Source organism: Treponema sp. OMZ 805 (genome assembly GCF_050937395.1).
In the GTDB taxonomy this organism is placed as follows: Bacteria; Spirochaetota; Spirochaetia; order Treponematales; family Treponemataceae; genus Treponema.
Genome location: NZ_JACCLP010000001.1, coordinates 225274 through 244471 on the forward strand (window position 1 = coordinate 225274; position 19198 = coordinate 244471).

Annotated in this window: 13 protein-coding genes and 1 pseudogene; 10 read left to right on the forward strand and 4 right to left on the reverse strand. The window is 39.7% G+C overall.

All coding sequences use genetic code 11. The features are described from left to right. Positions 1-2079, forward strand: coding sequence for an elongation factor G (gene fusA / locus HGH47_RS00990; RefSeq protein ID WP_212565138.1), 2079 nt, complete (start codon positions 1-3; stop codon positions 2077-2079). A 152-nt stretch (positions 2080-2231) separates the two neighbouring features. Next, positions 2232-4076, forward strand: a complete 1845-nt coding sequence (locus tag HGH47_RS00995; protein WP_212565137.1) for a methyl-accepting chemotaxis protein — start codon at positions 2232-2234, stop codon at positions 4074-4076. Positions 4077-4416: 340 nt separating this feature from the next. Here the strand turns inward: HGH47_RS00995 and HGH47_RS01000 are convergent, their stop codons facing one another. The 3 genes from HGH47_RS01000 to HGH47_RS01010 all read right to left on the reverse strand — a co-directional run bounded on the left by HGH47_RS01000 (position 4417) and on the right by HGH47_RS01010 (position 6641). Continuing rightward, positions 4417-5067 (reverse strand): DUF4304 domain-containing protein, encoded by a 651-nt coding sequence (locus HGH47_RS01000; RefSeq protein WP_432909914.1) that lies wholly within the window; start codon positions 5065-5067, stop codon positions 4417-4419. Between the two features lie 355 nt (positions 5068-5422). Then, positions 5423-5998 (reverse strand): hypothetical protein, encoded by a 576-nt coding sequence (locus HGH47_RS01005; RefSeq protein ID WP_212565136.1) that lies wholly within the window; start codon positions 5996-5998, stop codon positions 5423-5425. Between the two features lie 10 nt (positions 5999-6008). Beyond that, on the reverse strand, positions 6009-6641 hold the full coding sequence (locus tag HGH47_RS01010) for a hypothetical protein (RefSeq protein ID WP_212565135.1): 633 nt from the start codon (positions 6639-6641) through the stop codon (positions 6009-6011). A 187-nt stretch (positions 6642-6828) separates the two neighbouring features. Between HGH47_RS01010 and HGH47_RS01015 the strand changes: the two are divergent. From HGH47_RS01015 to HGH47_RS01050, 8 genes and pseudogenes are all read left to right on the forward strand, one after another. Next, positions 6829-7796, forward strand: a pseudogene (locus tag HGH47_RS01015) (hypothetical protein). Between the two features lie 601 nt (positions 7797-8397). Further along, positions 8398-10890, forward strand: coding sequence for a leucine-rich repeat protein (locus tag HGH47_RS01020; protein WP_230974386.1), 2493 nt, complete (start codon positions 8398-8400; stop codon positions 10888-10890). Positions 10891-11162: 272 nt separating this feature from the next. Continuing rightward, positions 11163-11714, forward strand: a complete 552-nt coding sequence (locus HGH47_RS01025) for a hypothetical protein (protein WP_432909917.1) — start codon at positions 11163-11165, stop codon at positions 11712-11714. Between the two features lie 18 nt (positions 11715-11732). Continuing rightward, positions 11733-12386, forward strand: coding sequence for a hypothetical protein (locus tag HGH47_RS01030; protein ID WP_330997225.1), 654 nt, complete (start codon positions 11733-11735; stop codon positions 12384-12386). Positions 12387-12586: 200 nt separating this feature from the next. Next, positions 12587-13918: an RNA-binding domain-containing protein gene (locus HGH47_RS01035; RefSeq protein ID WP_432909767.1), complete on the forward strand. Its 1332-nt coding sequence runs from the start codon at positions 12587-12589 to the stop codon at positions 13916-13918. Positions 13919-14111: 193 nt separating this feature from the next. Next, positions 14112-15353, forward strand: coding sequence for an ATP-binding protein (locus HGH47_RS01040; protein ID WP_230974384.1), 1242 nt, complete (start codon positions 14112-14114; stop codon positions 15351-15353). A gap of 111 nt (positions 15354-15464) precedes the next feature. After that, positions 15465-16529: an ankyrin repeat domain-containing protein gene (locus tag HGH47_RS01045; protein ID WP_432909770.1), complete on the forward strand. Its 1065-nt coding sequence runs from the start codon at positions 15465-15467 to the stop codon at positions 16527-16529. A gap of 81 nt (positions 16530-16610) precedes the next feature. Continuing rightward, complete coding sequence (locus HGH47_RS01050; protein ID WP_212565132.1) at positions 16611-17636, forward strand: hypothetical protein; 1026 nt, start codon at positions 16611-16613, stop codon at positions 17634-17636. Positions 17637-17725: 89 nt separating this feature from the next. Here HGH47_RS01050 and HGH47_RS01055 read toward each other — a convergent pair whose 3' ends face one another. Further along, positions 17726-18697 carry a formylglycine-generating enzyme family protein gene (locus tag HGH47_RS01055; protein ID WP_212565131.1) on the reverse strand — a complete coding sequence of 324 codons (972 nt, stop codon included), beginning with the start codon at positions 18695-18697 and terminating at the stop codon, positions 17726-17728. Positions 18698-19198: the final 501 nt, after the last annotated feature.

Consider the following 19198-nt stretch of genomic DNA (forward strand, 5'->3'; position numbering starts at 1 on the left):
ATGGGAATTGGAACAGAAAATATAAGAACAATTGCGATTGCAGGGCATGGACAGTCCGGCAAAACAACGCTTATTGAAAATCTTGCGGCAGTAACGGGTACAATTGCACGGGCGGAAACGGTTGCAGGCGGTAAAACGCTCAGCGACTACACGCCCGAAGAAATAGAGCGAAAAATTTCGATATATTCGGCGCTGGTGTCGATGAACTGGAACGATATGGTGATCAATTTTTGGGATACACCCGGTTCTTCTGACTTTATGGGTGAAGTTATTGCAGCTTTCCGCTCGGCGGAAACGGGATTGATGGTACTCGATGCAAAATCGGGAGTACAGATTGAAACCATTAAATACTGGCGCGACCTTGACCGCCGGAATAAACCCCGTTTGGTGTTTGTCAATAAGATGGATGAAGACCGCGCCGATTTCGATCATGCAATGCAGGATGTCAAAACTCAGTTTAAGGCTGATGTATTTGCGGTTACCTTTCCTATCGGCAAAGGCGCCGATCTTACAGGGATCGTCGATGTCCTGCACGGTGTTGCTTATCAAACAGATTCAAACGGTAAAGAAAAGGAAATACCTATTCCCGATTCGGCAAAAAAACAATATGAAGAAATGCGCGAGGTACTCGCAGGGGCAGCCGCGGAAGGCGATGAAGATTTATTAGTAAAGTTCATCGACGAAGGAGAACTCAGCAGCGATGAAATTGCGAAAGGACTCACACTTGCGATGAAAAACAATAGAATCGTGCCGATCTTTGCCGGAGCCGCGCAAATGGGACTCGGTTTAACGGCGATTTTACGTTTTATCACAGAGATTTTACCCTCTCCGGCCGGTTGTTTGGAACGCGCAGTAAAGGGTGAAGAAGAGTGTACCATCAAAATCGATCCGGAACCTGCATTCTCCGGCTTTATCGTTAAAACCGCAAACGACCAGTTTTCGGGGAGGCTTTCATACATCAAAGTTATTACCGGTACGCTCGTATCGGACGCGGAAGTATATAACATCAATGAACAAAAGAAAGAACGCGTCGGTAAGTTATACCGTGCTGCGGGAAAGAAACTGACCGAAGTAAAGGAACTTGTAGCCGGAGATGTCGGCGTTGCGGTTAAACTCGCGGCAGCAAAAACCAACGATACCCTTGCCGCCTCTCAAGATTGCCCGCCGTTTGTGAAACTGCGTAATCCCGATCCTATCTATTCGCTTGCGGTAGCCGCCGTCGATAAGAAAAACGACGACAAGCTCGGGGAACAGCTGCTTCGCGCCTGCGAAGAAGACATGACGCTTTCTTTTGTCTACAACCCCGAAACAAAGCAGAATGTATTCTCCGGCATGGGAGACTTGCATACCTCTATCGTGCTTGACCGCATTAAAAAGCAGACAAAGATTGAAGTACAAACTTCTATTCCCCGCATCGCCTACCGCGAAACTATCCGCCAAAAAGCGCAGGCAGAATATACGCATAAGAAACAGTCGGGTGGACACGGTCAGTTCGGGCGGGTCGTACTGGCGATTGAACCGCTGGAGCGTGGTGCAAAATACAGCTTTACCAACGCGGTATTCGGCGGGGCGATTTCCAAGGGTTACATTCCCGGTGTCGAAAAGGGTGTAAAAGAAGCGATGGAAAACGGCGTTATGGCGGGTTATCCCGTTGTCGATGTCGGTACGACGGTATTGGACGGTAAAGAGCATCCGGTAGACTCTTCGGAAATGGCCTTTAAGATCGCCGCCCGAAACGCATTTAAAAATGCAATGCGCAATGCGGGGCCGATTCTGTTGGAACCGATTATGAATTTAACGGTCTACGTGGAAACTGCCTACCTCGGCGATATTATGAGTGATCTTTCTTCACGCCGCGGACGCATTCTCGGTCAATCCCAGCTTGCAAATGGTATTGAAGAAATTCGCGCACAAGTACCGCACAAAGAACTGCTCCGCTACGCTATCGATTTACGGTCGATGACCAGCGGCACCGGCTCATTCGAGATGTCGTTTGATCACTACGATCCGATATCCGGTAAAATTGCCGACGAGGTAGTTGCCGCGGCCAAGGCATTTATCGAAGAACAAGAGGAGTAATATCTTTAGCTGCAATACTTAAAATTAAATCATTGATATATAAAAATTTAATTTTGAATTTGTTGAGGATGTCCCGAAAGACAGAAACTTTTGGGACATTCCCGTTTCACCATATAAAAAAGTTGGCACATATACACAGAGAGGAGAGTATTATGGCAGAAACAACAGCAATGCAGGAATATCAAAATCCCCCTAAACAAATTCTTATTTTTGATTTATGTACCAACCTCGGATGGATAGCAGCTAATTTTGTTACATCACCCTTTGTCGGAAGTACCGGTAGTTTAAGCGAAGTTGTCAGAACAAAAGCCTTTATTATCGGCATCCTGTTGGCAGCGATCAATCCTATCATACGTTACAAAATTATGATTCCTGCAATCATAGACTGGAAACGGAATCCGGACAAAGCAAAAAAGTATATCGTACTATATGAAAGACTTGTTATGATTATCCCGCTTGTAATAGCCTTTACCATTCCTTTTTTTATTTCTATAGAAATGGGGTTAATAGGAAATGTCGGCATCTTCTTATCCGCAGTCTTTAGTACGATTGGAAATATCTTTTTAATCGGAAGTTTGTTTGCTTCAAGTGCGATTAGAAGTTTTGAAAAATGGGCATCATTCGTTCCGATCGAAGAAGGTACGCTCTCTCTTTCTATGTTAAAGCGCGTAGCGTTTATGTCCGTTACCTGTATTTTCGCAGTGGTTCTTTTAGTGCTTGCACCGATTGTACGGTACCAGCAACATGATACCCACACCAAGCTTATTACAGCAGTTTTACCGCTTTTTATATATGGTTTAATTTTTTCAGTATTTAATTTATTGGCCATCATACGTTCATTTGAAAGAAGAATAGTGTTGATACAGCAAATTGTCAGGAGATTAGCAAACGGAGATTATCGGCAAGAAATTCTTAGTGCATGGACACGGGATGATATAGCTCTGTTATTATTAGACTTTAATAAATTGCTTACATTTAATAAAAACTTCTTAACAGAACTGAATGAAAGTGTTACCGTTTCAACTCATACGGCAGAGGCGTTGTCTTCCAATATGAAGATAACTTCTACGGCTGCCGAGAAGATTGGCGAGAGTGTATCTTTTGTGCGAGACCATATTCAAGAGCAGTTGAGCGGTGTTTTAGAAATGCAGGAAAACATCCATCAAGCTATAGAGAATATCGAAGACCTTGATAATAGTATTGAAACACAATCGACTTCTATCGGCCAAGCTGTTTTCGTTATTGAACGGATGGTTTCCGATATTCAATCGGTTACCCATACGATAGAAAATACCGTTGATTCGATTAAGCATCTAAATAGTGCTGCCGATGCCGGTAATACCGCAGTATCGAATGCTCATGCAATTGTAAAAAACATCAGTGAACAATCTGAGGGCTTGCTGGAAGCAAGTAATGTCATTCAACATATTGCAAGTCAAACCAACTTGCTTGCAATGAATGCCGCAATCGAGGCAGCTCATGCAGGGGATATCGGCAAGGGGTTCGCGGTTGTCGCTGATGAAATTAGGAAACTTGCAGAAGAATCAAGCACGCAAGGTAAGACCATTACGACAGTGTTGAAAACACTGAAAGAAAAGATTGAAGCATTGAATTCGGTTGCGGAAGAAACTGCTATTCAGTTTGCAGAAATTATGCAGCAGCTCTCGACGGTTAATAGCGGCAGTAATACTATTATGGACTCGGTGACGAAACAAAATGACGGTAATGCACAAGTGCTCGAAGCTGTCAAAGAAATCAATGTCATAACGGCAAAGGTTAAGCAAAGTTCTTTACAAATACGCTCAGGTAATACGGAAGTGGGTAAAGAAATGACAAGGCTTGTTGAAATTTCTCAAAATATCGACAGTACGATAAGCAGTGTAAGCGGCGACACGGAACAGATTAGAAAAGTTATCGATGAGGTAAGCGACAGCAGCGCACGGAATCGAAAAGCTGCACAGAGCGTCATGAAGTATCTAAACCAGCTTTCGCTGTAATGAAGACGATACACAGGGAGCTTCTGTTATACGGATAATGGAAAATATGCTTGAGAAGTTCCCTGCTTCATTAGTATAAAAGCAATCAAATTAACGGAAGAAACCGTTTGCCGATACATTTATCGCAAAAAGACAAACAATACGGTTACGAAAATACCGAAATAGTGTGCGTCCGGCGCATACAGCTAATCCCAATCTCTGACGGCGCCTACAATGAGGCAAACGCCGAAAACAAAAACCACAACCGCTATTATTTTCAAAAAATAGTAGGATTATTTTTTATCCATTGCTCAATACGCTCGTCCATAGTTTACCTCCTCCTGTCCCATTTTTCTAAAGATTATTGAATAATTTCTAAACCATGTAAATACGCAAATTTGATTAAACTTGCACCGTAAAAGTCCTCAAAATGTAAATCGATATTTTCTTTTGGAATTTCTTTTAATGAGCTATAAAACGAAATATATTTTTTCTTTAACTTATCTTTTTTGATGACTTTATTAAAATATCTTTCAGCCGGCTCTTTGCCGCCAAAATAGTAGATATAGTAGGGCAAAGCATACCCTTTTAATGAGCCGTTTAAAATTCTTTCGATATTTTTATTTGTATCTTCAAAGTCTGCAAATAAAGGCATAATGTGTTTATGTAATAATCCCGTAATTTGCGTTACGGTATCTCTATAGCTTGCTCCGGCCAACTGCCACCAAGCGCCCGCTTCTCGTCCGGCTAAAGAACTAAGTTCTCCGCCGTAAATAATTCCTTCACTGGTTATGCCTGCTTTTTTCATAGCCTTTGAATAAATGTTGATATGCGGGATAAACTCAACATTAGATTCACAGTTGTATCTATTGGCTTGAAAATATATTTCAAAAATAATGTCTTTGTTATTTGCAATTTTTCGTAAAGTCTTTCCTTTACCTAACACTTTAAAGTCGGGGAAATTGCGTGCTATTTCTTGCCATGCTTTTTCGCAAAGTTCTCTTGGTTTTATAACTTCCTCCTAAAAACTCATTTCAAAAATTCTAATATTTCAAAATCTTCACAGTCAAATGCGGTAATTTTATCCCAATCTCTTTTTAAGATAGGCCGTTAACAGTTTTTGAAATTTAAACATTTCATTATGGGTAATAATGGCGCCTTCTTTCCATTCGGTATGATCTTCATTCCATGTACGGATATCGTATACCGGTTAAGGCCGTTTATTCGTGCGGAGGGTTTAATACCCCGACACGAGCGTCGTAATAAAGGGTATTAAAGCCGACTGCAACCACCTTATAGAACATACAGTGCGAAACATTGAGCACTGTACCCCGATGCTCTGCGTCGGGATATGTTGATTGGAATAATCACCAAACGCTTGTAAAATCTGAAAATTGAGATACATTTTCAAGAAACATATCCTCATAGTGAACTTTCGTATTTTTGATGCGTATAAATCCAAAACCTGTATCATCATGAGGATAAGCAATAAGTCCTAATTCATCAAAAACAAAAAAACAATGTCCGTCAATTCCTTCATTCATCATCATTAACAAAGAGAACATAGCTATAACATCATAATCCGTAGTGAGAAATTTTTTGAATCCCAAAGATAAACAATTATCATTATCGTAAATAGAAGCGCTAATTGTTTCTATATATCCAAAATCAATCAGATACTTTTCTATGTATTTTATGTAATTGTTTATGTTGCTCTTATTTAGATTATATTCTTTTACTTTGAAAATATTAGAAACTATAATTATATTATTTGTATGTTTTCTAAAAAAATGCATAAAATAACCGACTATTTTATTTGCGCGAAAAATAGTGAAAGGTTTATTTCTTCTGCAATATCCTTTCCAACCTTTACTGTCGGTATAAGAATTTAAATTTACCCATTCTTGAATATTAAAATTTGAGTTATCCATTCTCGTGTCCATCTATCTATTTTTATACCATCAGTTTTTCATAATACTTTTCCAATTGTTTTATATTCCGTGCTCTTTTTAAAGAATCGGCATCATTTTTATCCGTATAGGTCAGCCATTTATTATATAAGTCATATAAAATTTTCTGTCCGGTTTCGGTTAAATCGAGATTCGTATATAAAAGTTTTACAATTCTGCCTTCTCTGTCTACAGGATTTTCCTTTATCAGCTTCTTTTCATAGGCAAAATTAAGGAATGTAATATTTTCTTCATATAGAGTATAAATAGTTTCGGGATAACCTCTATAACTTTGAAATAAAAATCCTATATCAAGGACAACTTCTTTTAGAAAATATAATTCATGATAGACATAATGTATGATTTTTTCAAGATTCTCCTTATCTTCAAGATTTGTAACTTCAATCAATTGATAATACTTCCAATTAAATAAATTTACCGGTTTAAAACAAGGCACTATATTTTCCGTTTTTTCAAAAGTTGGTGCATAAAGGACATAAAACTTTTCCTGATACAGTACTCCGATTCGTTTCCCTGACACAAGTACAATATAATCTTCAAAAATGGCTTCCAGTGAAAAATTATTTATTCCTTTGCATTGTTTTTCCATATACTGAGCAAATTTTTTAGTGGTCATTTATTTTCTCTCTCCTAATCCGAACATAATTCATATCCGTTTTTATCTTTCAAATTATACATGATTTTACGGTGTTTTTCCATCCATCAAAGAGTCTTTGCGTTCTTAGCATCTTTGCGGTTAAAAAAAATACTCCCTTACAAAATTGAGGTAATTGTGGTATAATACAATCAATGAGGGGATGGCTATGAGTACGGCAAATAGAAAATATAAAGACTCGGTTTTTGTAGATCTTTTCAGTGAAGATGAAAAGGCAAAAGAGAATTTTTTATCGCTCTATAATGCCTTGCATGGAACGAATTTGCAAATGTCTTGTCCTGTAGAAAACATAAGGCTCGATAATGTTATGTATATGAACATAATCAACGATGTTTCCTGCCTTGTAGACAATAAGATTATCGTCCTTGCAGAGCACCAATCAACCATAAACGAAAATATGCCCAGTCAAGGAATGTACTTCCGTGTACATTCCTTGACTTCGAGTTTTGAGCTATGCTCAAAACATCGTAAAGCTAAAACCACCGCCATCCGTGGCGGTACTGAAATGACTTTTGCAAATAGACGAAGTAGATACAAGGCACAAACAAAAAACACCCGCAGGCGTGCTTTTTGCACGTCGAGGACTGTTTTTTGTGAAGTAACGCAGTAGATACTCGTATATTTGTAAAAGAGCCTGAAACTACAGTTTTAAAACTTTCCGATGCCTTTATTACAAAACCTGAACAAGTGCCGCTGGAGTTAACGGTACGGGTTCTCAATATCAACACGAACAAAGCAAATAAAGTTTTAACAGCCTGCAAACCACTTGAAGAATACAGCCTCTTTGTAGAAGAGGTAAGAAAGCAAACCCAACTCGACAGCGAAAACGGTTTTACCAATGCGGTAAAGATATGCATAGAAAAAGGAATATTAAAAGAATACTTACAGAGAAAATCACGGGAGGTAATAAACATGTTAGTAGCAGAATACGACTACGATACTGATATTGCGGTACAGCGTGCCGAAGAACGGGAAATCGCCTTTGCTGAAGGCATCGCAGATGGCTCATACCAAACAAAGCTTGAAACGGCAAAGCTGATGAGATATGAAAATCTTGGCATTGACTTAATTTCAAAGGTTACAGGGCTTTCCGTTGAAGAAATAAAAGCTCTATAAAAATCAGCCTTTTTAAAAATAGGCGGTGCAGATGTAAAATGAAACCGCAAGGAACGCCAAGGGTAAATAAAAGAATATGTCATCAAAACATCATTAAAAATTCCTTTGCGCTCTTTGTATCTTTGCGGTTAAATTAAAAAAAATCCTCAAAAGATTGAAATATCTAAAAAACCGTGCTATACTGTACACTAATGACAGAAAAACACACTGATAGCAGCAGCTACAACCATTCTCACCAAAAAAATGCGAAAAGAGAAGTAAAGTACTTGACACGCAGCAGTGTGCCTGACACAATTTTTAGCAACAAGCAACAAGCAACAAGCAACAAGCAACAAGCAACAAGCAACAAGCGGACAAAGCGGTATAAGCGCGTAATCTGCACAATGCACCCAGAACACACACAAATTTCCTCAACTAATAACACGCACAGGACAGGAGCACTGTCTTTGTGCGTTTTTTACATTACACCGTTTAAGGAAACCGCAACGCCCGCAGAGAACGCAAAGGATTATAAAAGAATGTCTTACAAAGCCTCTCTTAAAACACCTTGCGTCCTTGGCGTGCTTAGCGGTTAAATTAAAAATATAAGGAGGGTTATTCTATGAAACACAAGAAAAGAGGGGCGGCGCTCATCACAGCCGCAGTTTTAGCGCTCATTGCGCTCTTTGGAATGACCGCCTGCCCGAATGCAGCGGGCGGAGGCGGAAATGGTGGAGGAGGCGGAACGCCTACGCCAAAGCCTAAGCACGCCATAACATTCAGCGTGGACGGCGGAAACGGCACGCTCAAAGCGACAGTTGGCGGCACCGAAATCAATTCGGGTGCTGAGGTGGAACAGGGTAAAACGATTGTCTTTACGGCAACAGCTAACTCAGGCTACCGGGTAAAGGGCTGGACGCTTGACGGCAAGGCCGTAAACGGCACCAACAATTCCTATTCATTTCCTGTTACCAAGGCGGTAACCGTGAAGGTGAACTTTGAAAGCGGCGGAACTCCGCCCACACCGCCCGTGCCCGTATCGTGCAGCATAACATTCAGCGTGGACAGCACTACGCCAAACGGTACGATCAAAGCGACAGTCGGGGGCACCGAAATCAATTCGGGTGGTGCAGTCGAAAAGGGCAAAACCGTAACCTTTACGGCAAATCCCAACCCCGGTTACAAAGTAAAGGAGTGGCAGATAATCGGCACGGGAATGGTGTTTGAAGCGGGTACGGGAACTGCGGGAAACAACACGGCGCAGGTAAATCTTCAAGCCGATCTTACCGTAAAGGTGAGCTTTGAAGCGCTTCCGCCCGGCGAAGCTTCGTATACGGTAAAGCACTATCAGGAAGGAACGGACGGCACCTATCCTGCAGAGCCGACGGAAAGCGAAAATAAAAGCGGCACATCGGGAGACCCCGTCGTATACACGCCGAAAACCGGCGGAGTCTACGAGGGCTTTACCTACAATTCCGCTCTTACCAAAGTAAACGGAACCGTACAGACAGCCGGCACGATAGCCGCCGACGGCAGTACCGTTGTAGAACTCTATTACGAGCGCAATACTGTGAACGTAACCTTTAAACTTGCAGGCGGTAACATTGCAGGCAATGCGACCGATGTCGTAAAATCCGGCAAATACGGCACAGCTTTGGAAGTTCCCGCCGATCCCGTAAAAGCGGATTCCGTTTTTAAAGGATGGAATCCCGCACTGCCTTCAACTCCGGTCTTCCCCGCTGCAAATGCGGAATATACCGCAAACTGGGCGCTGCTTTATACTATCAATTTCGGCGTGGACGGCGGACACGGCACGCTCACTGCAAAAGTTGACGGTGCCGAAATCAGTTCGGGCAATAAAGTGGAACAGGGCAAAACCGTCGTCTTTACCGCGACGCCCGCCGATACCAATTTTGCCGTAGACAAGTGGACAAACGGCGGCAGCGACATACCCGAAGCGGGAGCGAACGAAACGTACAACCACACGGTAACGGCGAATGCGAACATCAAAGTAAAGTTCAAATATGCGGGAGCAGACCTCACGCTGGACAAGCGGGACGTTACCAAAAATAAGGGGGAAACTTTTCTTTACAGACTGGTAACGGCAGGATCGGGCAGTTACACGGCTGTTCCCGAACCGGCGGGCATCATCACGCTCGATACGTCGAATTTGAACGGCCACGGCAACATCAAGATAACTTTCAGCAAAGCCGGCGCAACGCGCATAAAGGTAACCGACACGCTAAGCGGACAGACCGACTTTTCGGGTACCATTACCGTAAAGCCTTCCGCCTTTATCCCCGACTACTTTGCAGAAGCCGGCGTGCGCTACCACGTAACGGATAAAACCGCTCTAAAGGTGAGCGTAACCGCCAATACTGATTCAGGGAATTACACGGCCTACACGGGAACAACGCTTGCCATACCCAAAGAAGTTATCCACGACGGCGAAACCTACACGGTAACGGATATAGAAGCTCCCTTCAGATGGGGAGATACGCTGCAAAGCGTAACGGTCGCAGCCGATAACACCTACCTTTCTTCAGTAGACGGCGTTATCTTTAACGGCGATAAAAGCATACTGCGCTGGTATCCGAAGGGTAAACCGGGCACTGATTACGAGGTTCCTTTAAGCGTAAAGACATTGGCAAAAGATTCTTTTGGAGGTGTTTCCGCACTGCAAACCATAAGGCTGCCTGACGGCTTAAAGCGTATTGAACAAGAAGCGATTTCCTACTGCACAAACGTGCAAAATCTTACGCTGCCTGATTCGCTTGAATATCTGGGATTTCGTGCACTGGAAGGTATAGCAATCACTTCACTTACCGTACCGCAAAGGATAACGGAGATTTCAGGGATTAAGGACTGTTCTCAGCTGCAGACGGTAGATTTGCCGTCACAGCTTACTAAGTTGGGCTGGGCATGTTTTTACAACTGTGGTGCCCTGACAACGGTAACGTGCAGAGCGACAACCCCGCCGGCTATTACGGCAAGCGGCCACGTGTTTGAAGATACGCCCATCAGTTCCGCAACGCTTAAAGTGCCCGCCGGCTCCAAAGCTCTCTACCAAGCCGCAGAAGGCTGGAAAGACTTCGGCACGATTGTGGGGTTTTAGAAATTGGTAATGGATAATTTAATTACAAATTACACATTACAAATTAACAATTAAATCGACCGCTCTCAAGTTGGAGAAAACTTCGGCTTCGGGGGCGGTTTTTTTGTGTGCGGGAGTTTCTTACAAACTTTTGTTACAGCCGGCTCGTAAAAATAACCGCCTCTATACGGATAGAAAATTCCGATTAAAAATGATATAATATAAACAATATTTAATTGGTGAAGGGCTTTTTACATGGCAAAAGAAATAAATACTTTAAAAGAAGACATAAAATGGCACGATACGAACTTGGCGCAATTTACGAAATAGATGCAGGCGAAAAATCCTATTATGCCCGCCTTTTAAATTGTGATTTATACGGAGTATTCGAACCTGTTTCCGGTGAAATATCAGAAGAAGCATTTGAGGATACACCGTACCGCCTGTATATTTCTATCGGCAGCTATGCAGTAAAACGAGGATTTTGGAAAAAGCTTTTTCCTTCGCCCGATAAAACGGATATTGAGCGCTGGAGCCGACCTCTGCATTTAGTTGTATTTACACCTTGGGACATTGAAGGTGCCCTCAACCGCCGAACTTCATTTGACAAATACGGCCATACTGAAATACTTGATGAAAAAACTTATATTCAATGCCTTAAACAGGGCTTTATTTCAATCATTCAACCTATGTACGAAAAAGTCCCGCAGTTCCTCAATAATTATTACGATGATTGGCCCGCAAGTGAAATTTACAGCGACGTTCTAACCGGAGCCGGCACGGCAGAACATCAACAAAAACAAATGAACAATTTAAAGAGACTGGGATTTGATGTTTCGAAGTAGCAAAACATGAGAAATAAAATGCTTACATTGAAAGAATTAATTAAAAATCAAAAAAATTTTAATGAAAGTTTCTTTGCGGAAGTGTCGGATAAACTATGGGAAATCGGAGAAATAGAAGAAATTAAAAATCAAACCGATGAAGACTTATTTCTTTTTCATATTGCCGTTAACATCATAGGAAATTGGAAGGGTGACGGTTGGTGGGAATTTATCTGTAACTACCCGCAGCTTATCCGTTATGTTCCCGACACATTGGCAGCATTAAAATTATCCGATATGAAAACAGCCTTTGAAAACGTGATAAAATGTTTCCCTGAAAATACGGTTTTTGAAGATTCGAGCACCTATGTAGATACGGTCAATTTTCTTCAAAATGTCAGATTCAAAATCAACACCCCCGACGCAAGCGTCGGGGTATGTTGTTCTCATAAGGTGGTTGCAGTCGGCTTTAATACCCTTTGTTACGACGCAGAGCGTCGGGGTATTAAATCCTCCGCACGAATAAGCGATACATATTTAAATTCGATTCCTGCAGATAAAAGAAAAGAAATGTCTGAGGCTTTACATAAAAGCATTGATGCTCTTGAAGCCTTGACGGATAAACGCTGGGCTTATGATGCAAAAGATGAAGGTTGGTCAGATGTAATTGATTTTATCGGAGAAAAGAAATAACGGAGAAAATGATAATGCACTATATCGGAGAATTAACAACATAAATAATAATTTGATAAAATGTGATAATGAAGACGATATTTATAAATTTAATGTACATTCAAATGTTTAATATAATTTAAAATTAAGGTGTTAAACGCGTTTGTATTTTATAAATATTACTGATATGCTATAATTACCATATCAGAAGGATAACAAAAATGAATAAATACATTGAATCGGAAAAAATAGAGTTAAAAGAAAAATATAGGGAGACGATTGTAAAAGAAATAGTATCTTTTCTTAATGGAGACGGCGGGACAATTTTTGTTGGAGTGAAAGATAATGGTATTGTAGTTGGTGTAAATAAAAGTGATGAAGTGCTTAGGAAAATATCCGATATTATTACATCACAAATAGAGCCGAATCCGCAAGACGAAATAAAATCAGAGATAAAATTTGATGATGAAAAACCAATCATTGTAATTCACATTAATAAAGGCAAAAACCATATTTATTGCCAAAAGAAGTATGGGTTTTCTTCTACCGGATGTTCGATAAGGATAGGAACAACTTGCAAAGAAATGACTCCGGAACAGATAAAAATAAGATATGAACAGAAATTTATTGATAGAGAATACATGATTAAGAAAAAATCAAATTCAAAAGAATTATCTTTTAGGGAGCTCAAAATATACTATTCTGAGAAAGGTTATCATCTGGAAGATAAGACCTTTGAAAGTAATTTGAACTTACGGAATGAAATCGGAGAATACAATTTATTAGCTGAACTATTATCGGATAAAAATAATATCCCTTTTATATTTGTAAAATTTCAAGGGAAAAACAAAGCTTCAATTTCTGAAAGAAGCGACTATGGCTATGGCTGCCTTTTAACAACTTATAGCAAAATAAAAAATAGATTACAAGCTGAAAATATCTGTATTTCAAATACAACAGTTAGACCTAGAAAAGATACCTATTTATTTGATTATGACTGTGTAAATGAGGCCATATTAAATGCTCTAGTTCATAATGATTGGCTGGTTACCGAACCGCAAATATCTATGTATAACGACAGACTTGAAATATTGTCACACGGAGGTCTTCCAAACGGCTTAACTAAGAAACAATTTTTCGAGGGTATCAGTAAACCGAGAAATGCAACATTGATGAGAATTTTTCTAACTATGGGTCTGACAGAACATACGGGGCATGGAATCCCGACAATTGTCGAGAAGTATGGAAAAAAAGTTTTTGAAATTGAAAGTAACTATATCCGCTGCATAATTCCATTTGAAAAAGAAGTTACGGCTGTGTTGACAAATAAAAATGTCGGTTTGAATGTCGGTTTGAATGTCGGTTTGAATAAAACAGAGAAAAGAGTAATTGAACTGTTAAGAGAAAAACCAAGCTATACTTCCGCTGATCTTGCAGAAAAAATAGAAGTTTCCAAAAGAACAATTGAAAGGACTTTTAAAACTTTACAAGAAAAAAACATAATAGAAAGGATTGGTTCAAAACGTGACGGAAAATGGATTGTAATAAAATAAAACAACCGAATCACTCAAATTACTTAAAACAACCACCTCCGTTACTTGAATGGAATGTAAAATAACTGCCAAAACGCCGAAAGATTTTCAACCAAAACGACGAAAGAAATATTGCCAAAACGCCGAAAAAACGACATAATATATGCAGAGGTAAAGTTTAATGAAAGAATATAGAGCCCGCATAGTAGACGATATGTTAAAAGACAAACTTGAGTCAAAAGGAGCTGTTGTTATTGAAGGCCCTAAATGGTGCGGAAAAACGACAACGGCAATGCAAGTTGCAGGCAGTATATTGAGAATGGATGAGCCAAGCAAAAGAGAAACAAATATCCAAATGTCTGAAATAGATCCCGGAAGATTGCTAAAAGGTAATGCCCCAAGGCTTATTGACGAATGGCAGATAGCACCAAAGCTATGGGATGCAGCAAGATATGAGGTTGATACAAGAGGTGAAGAAGGTCAATTTATACTTACAGGTTCGGCAGTACCGATAGAATCAAAAGAAATAACTCATTCGGGAACAGGACGTTTTACATGGTTAATGATGAGGCCAATGTCTTTATTTGAATCAGGAGATTCAACAGGAGAAGTAAGTTTAAATCAGCTTTTTGAAAATCCTAGTGTGATAGACGGTATGAATAATTTAAGCATAGAAAAATTGGCTTTTTTAATTTGCAGAGGCGGGTGGCCGCATGCCGTTGGAATGAAGGAAAAACCGGCATTACTCCAAGCTGAAGATTACTATGAAGCAGTCATAAAATCCGATATTAATAGAGCTGATGGTGTGAGTAAAAATCCGGAAAGAGTAAAAAGATTGATGAGGTCTTTTGCAAGAAATCAAGGAACGCAAATTTCCAACACTATGCTGAGGGATGATATAATTTCAAATGATACGGAGTCTTTGAATGAAGATACCATCGCATCCTATATTAATGCACTAAAAAATATTTTTGTGGTCGAAGATATGCCTGCGTGGAATCCTAATTTAAGATCAAAAACATCAATCAGAACTTCCGATACAAGATACTATGTAGATCCTTCAATAGCAGTAGCCGCTCTTGGAATTGGACCGAAAGATTTGATTAATGATTTAAACACAATGGGGCTGCTATTTGAAACACTATGTGTCAGAGATCTTCGAGTATATGCAGAAAGTATTGGAGGTAATGTTTTACATTATAGGGATAAATCAGGTTTGGAATGTGATACGGTAATTCATCTGAAAAATGGCAGATATGGTTTAGTAGAAATTAAACTGGGAGGACAAACATTTATTGAAGATGCAGCAGAAAACTTAAAATCGCTGTCGAATAAAATTGATACATCAAAAATGCCTGCTCCTTCTTTTTTGCTGATAGTTATTGGAATAGGTGAGTTTGCATATAAACGAGAGGATGGTATTTTTATAGTGCCTATAGGATGTTTGAAAAATTAATTTTTAACACACGATGCCAATACTGTATATGAGAGAGAAATATATGAATTATTTAAAGATTAAAAGAGAGGTGCTTAACACTTCGAGAAATAGGTAAACAAGGATTTAAGTATGATAACAATCGGAAACATCGGAAAATTTGAATCTATACCGCAAATTTTAAATGATGTACTAAATGAAAATATTTCTACATTGGAAGAACATCTATTAAAGGGATGGAAGCTTAATAAAGAAATCAGAGTAGGCAAATACACCGCTCTCTCACCTTTGGATTTTGCATTGATAATGGAAAAATTTCAATCTATAAAATGGCTGACGGAAAAAGGAGCAAACCTTAATGCAAAGGAGCATCCAAGTTTTCTTCTCGCAGTGAGATATTGTAATGAAGAGGTAATAAGGTATCTTGTTTCCCATGGAGCAAAGATAGATGTAACGAACAACGTAGGTTCGGAAGCTTTTTTAGAAGCGTACTATGGTAAACGCTTTGATAATTTTTCGATTATACAAGAACTTGGGCATAGCGCAGCTCAATACGGCGGACAGCTCTTACGCCACGCGGTTTCTGACCGTAATTATAAAACTCTGGAATTTCTAATTGAACATGGAGCAGATATTAATTACAATAAGTCCGACATGGTATATTCCGATCAATCGACTCCGTTGTGTGTAGCTGCAAGATATGTTGATTTGGAAATGTGTACATTTTTAGTAAAGCATGGAGCGGATGTTACGATTGCCGAAAAAGACGGAATGCGTCCATATAGCATAGCTTTGGAAAAAGGCGATGAGGAAATGGCAAAATATTTTAAATCATTAGAGCCTCCCGAGTTTCATCAAACGCAAAATAAATTGGATGAATTAAAACTGTATAAATTGCCAAAGAAAATAATTGAATTTTTAACCGGTGAAAACCTACACTTTGATTTAGAGGATTCCGACTTTGGATATCTTGAGTTCTTCAAACTGATTGATACTATTCCGTTTAAATTCGGCAGACAAAAATTATTAAGACTTTCCCGCTCTCTCGGAGATTACAGTCATATTTATATTGTATGGAACCCGAAAACAAAAAAGATTGCAAGCTATGATATGGAACATGAAGAGCTCATCGATTTGGCAGTCTTTGATGATTTTATAGAGGATATGAAAAAATATATGAACCTGATTTTGGAATAATGACCGATAATGAGAAAAAAGCTTAATGAATATAAAACGCATAGACAGATATTTCTATAATATAGATGAGGAGACGATAGATTGGGAAGATTAATTTTTATTTTACTGCTTTCCGTTTCAGGACTTATTTTTTTAGCGGTTATCTTCGGAATGTATATTTATATGAAACGAACTGTTTCCGGTGGAAAATCATTGATGGAAGAAGCAGTAAATGAACAGACAGATACTACAAAAATGGCGCTCAGTGAGTTTTTAGTATATGCATCTTCGATACTTGGGGCGGTATTATTTGCCTTACAGGTGATAAAAAAGGGAGGCTCAGGATTTTCTAATTTGGCAACATATATTATTTTGCCTCCGGTTATGGCTCTCTTTAATGCACGAAAGCGTACCGGAAGAAGTATTTTTGTGTTTGTGGCTGTCGCAATATTTTCACTTTATATGTTTTTGGTATATATCATAATCAGCGTTCCGGTGAGGGCTCCGGTTTTTACGATTAACAACACAAAGATTAAGATTGCTCATACAACTGTTGCCGATATAGCCGCAGACGGATTCGATATTTATGTAAAACAGGCTAATCCTTCCGGCAGAGATTATAAAAAACTGCTTTCTTGTGGTGCTTTTAAAAAATATCCCGTTGATCGGAGTATTCTCGTTGAAAAAGGATTCCGAAGAAATAATACTGCTATACCTTATGCTCATTATCTTCTTGTAAAAGATGGCCTTGTGATCGGGAGCATCGGTCTTTACGGTCATAAAAAGAAGGATACGGTATTAGAGGATTGTAAAATCATTCATTTAAAAATTGACGAATACTGCATTTCCGATGCAAGAGAAAATTCAATTCGTTATTGTCTTGATGATGTTGAGCTGCTCGTTCCATTGCAACAAGAAACATTGCAAAAAACATTCGATAAAAAACTATGGTTAGTACCGCCGAAAAATACGAAAGACATAACCCAGCTGCACTACGGCATTAAATGGTCAACCGGAAGCGATCATCTTTTTTGGAATGAATACTTTGCTTATATTCATTTTAATGAAAGCAATGACATGACCGGTTTTGAGATTTCAACCGAAATAGCACGTGATTGGAATGAATGAGAGAGCTCAGTCGTTATAATCCCCCCTACACAAAGCCGCGCCGTATTTTTTTTCTTGCGGTATGATAAGCGATTCGAAAGATGCAAAAATTACAACCTGCATGCCAAGCGTAATCCGAGACTACCTGCATGAAAATCGGGAGTATAAAAGAGCCTGATCGGCAGCGCTGCGTTATATATATCGATATCTATACCGCCGCCCCGAAAGACACGGCAGGAATCGTGGATATCGTCAATGTCAACGATATCTGCTTCTACAAGCGAGTCGGGCAAAAAATCTTTAAAGCGGTTCCAACACCATTCCCACACGTTGCCGCTCATATCGTAGAGCCCGTATCCGTTCGGTTTCAGTTTTTTTACTTCATGGGTTCGGTTTTCACTATTCCCATCATGCCACATATATCGATCGACTTCTTCTTCATTATCCGTGCCCGCCCATCGGCTTTCTGCACCGCCTTTTGCTGCCCATTCCCATTCGGCCTCCGACGGCAACCGGAATCCATTTTTGCTTATATCTACGGTTACGGCATCCCATGCCTTTACTGCCGTCTCCTTTTCGGACATATATTCATCCTCAGAAGGAATTTTATCGAATGGAAGTGAGGCAAAGTCTATCGGTTTTCCTTTCACTGTTACCGTATAACAGGGTTCAAGGCCGAGCTTCAAACTGAGCTTGTTGCAAAAGGCAATAGCCTGATACCAGTTTATCATTTCTACCGGCCGCCTTTTTTGCTCTTCGTCGCCGACAGGTTTCGTTTCTTCGTCATTACCGTTAAAACCACTCGGGTTATTGCCCATCACCGCCTGCCACAACTCCTGCGTTACCTCCGTTTCGCCGATCCGGTAGGACGGCAAGCTGACCGTATGTGCAGGGTTTACGTCGTATTCTCCGTATCCGAGGGTACCGTCCGTTACGGCAGGAATGGTGATCATCGTAAACGATACGCCTCTTACCGTATACGTCTTACCGGCAAGCGGTATGTCTGCTTTTTCGGCATTTACACCGGTACTGCCGACCGTCATTGCAATAAGCACCGCTCCTAAAAATAATGTTTTATTCAATTTTCTTTCCTCCAAATATATTTATATTTCGGTTTTATAATACTGCTTTACCACAGTCTCCTTTCCCAAAATTACCTTCAACATTTTGTAGAATATTCTACATTTTTATTGTATCACTCCAAACTTCATAGAGCAATTAAAATAGAGTGATTAAAATAGAGCAATTTTGATAACGCACATTGTCTTAAGATGATAACATGTTAAGATAATGTGCGTTTTTATATCCGTTAGAGCAGTTAGCAAGGGCGTTTTTACCAAAGATACATGGTCTTTTTTATTTTTCATGAAAAGTAACTTTATGCAAGGAAGGGAATCTGTTTGTAAAATTGAAAACTGATGGCATAGTTGAATCGCTTCAATCTCTACAAGGGTTGTTTTTGATGATTTGATGATTCTCTGTTGTTAGACTGTTATAGAGTCGGTTTGGAACTTTTTAAGTTTCTGAAATGCTCTATTTTTTTGAACAAAATATTGAGTTTCAGCATTACAAATTAAAAATAG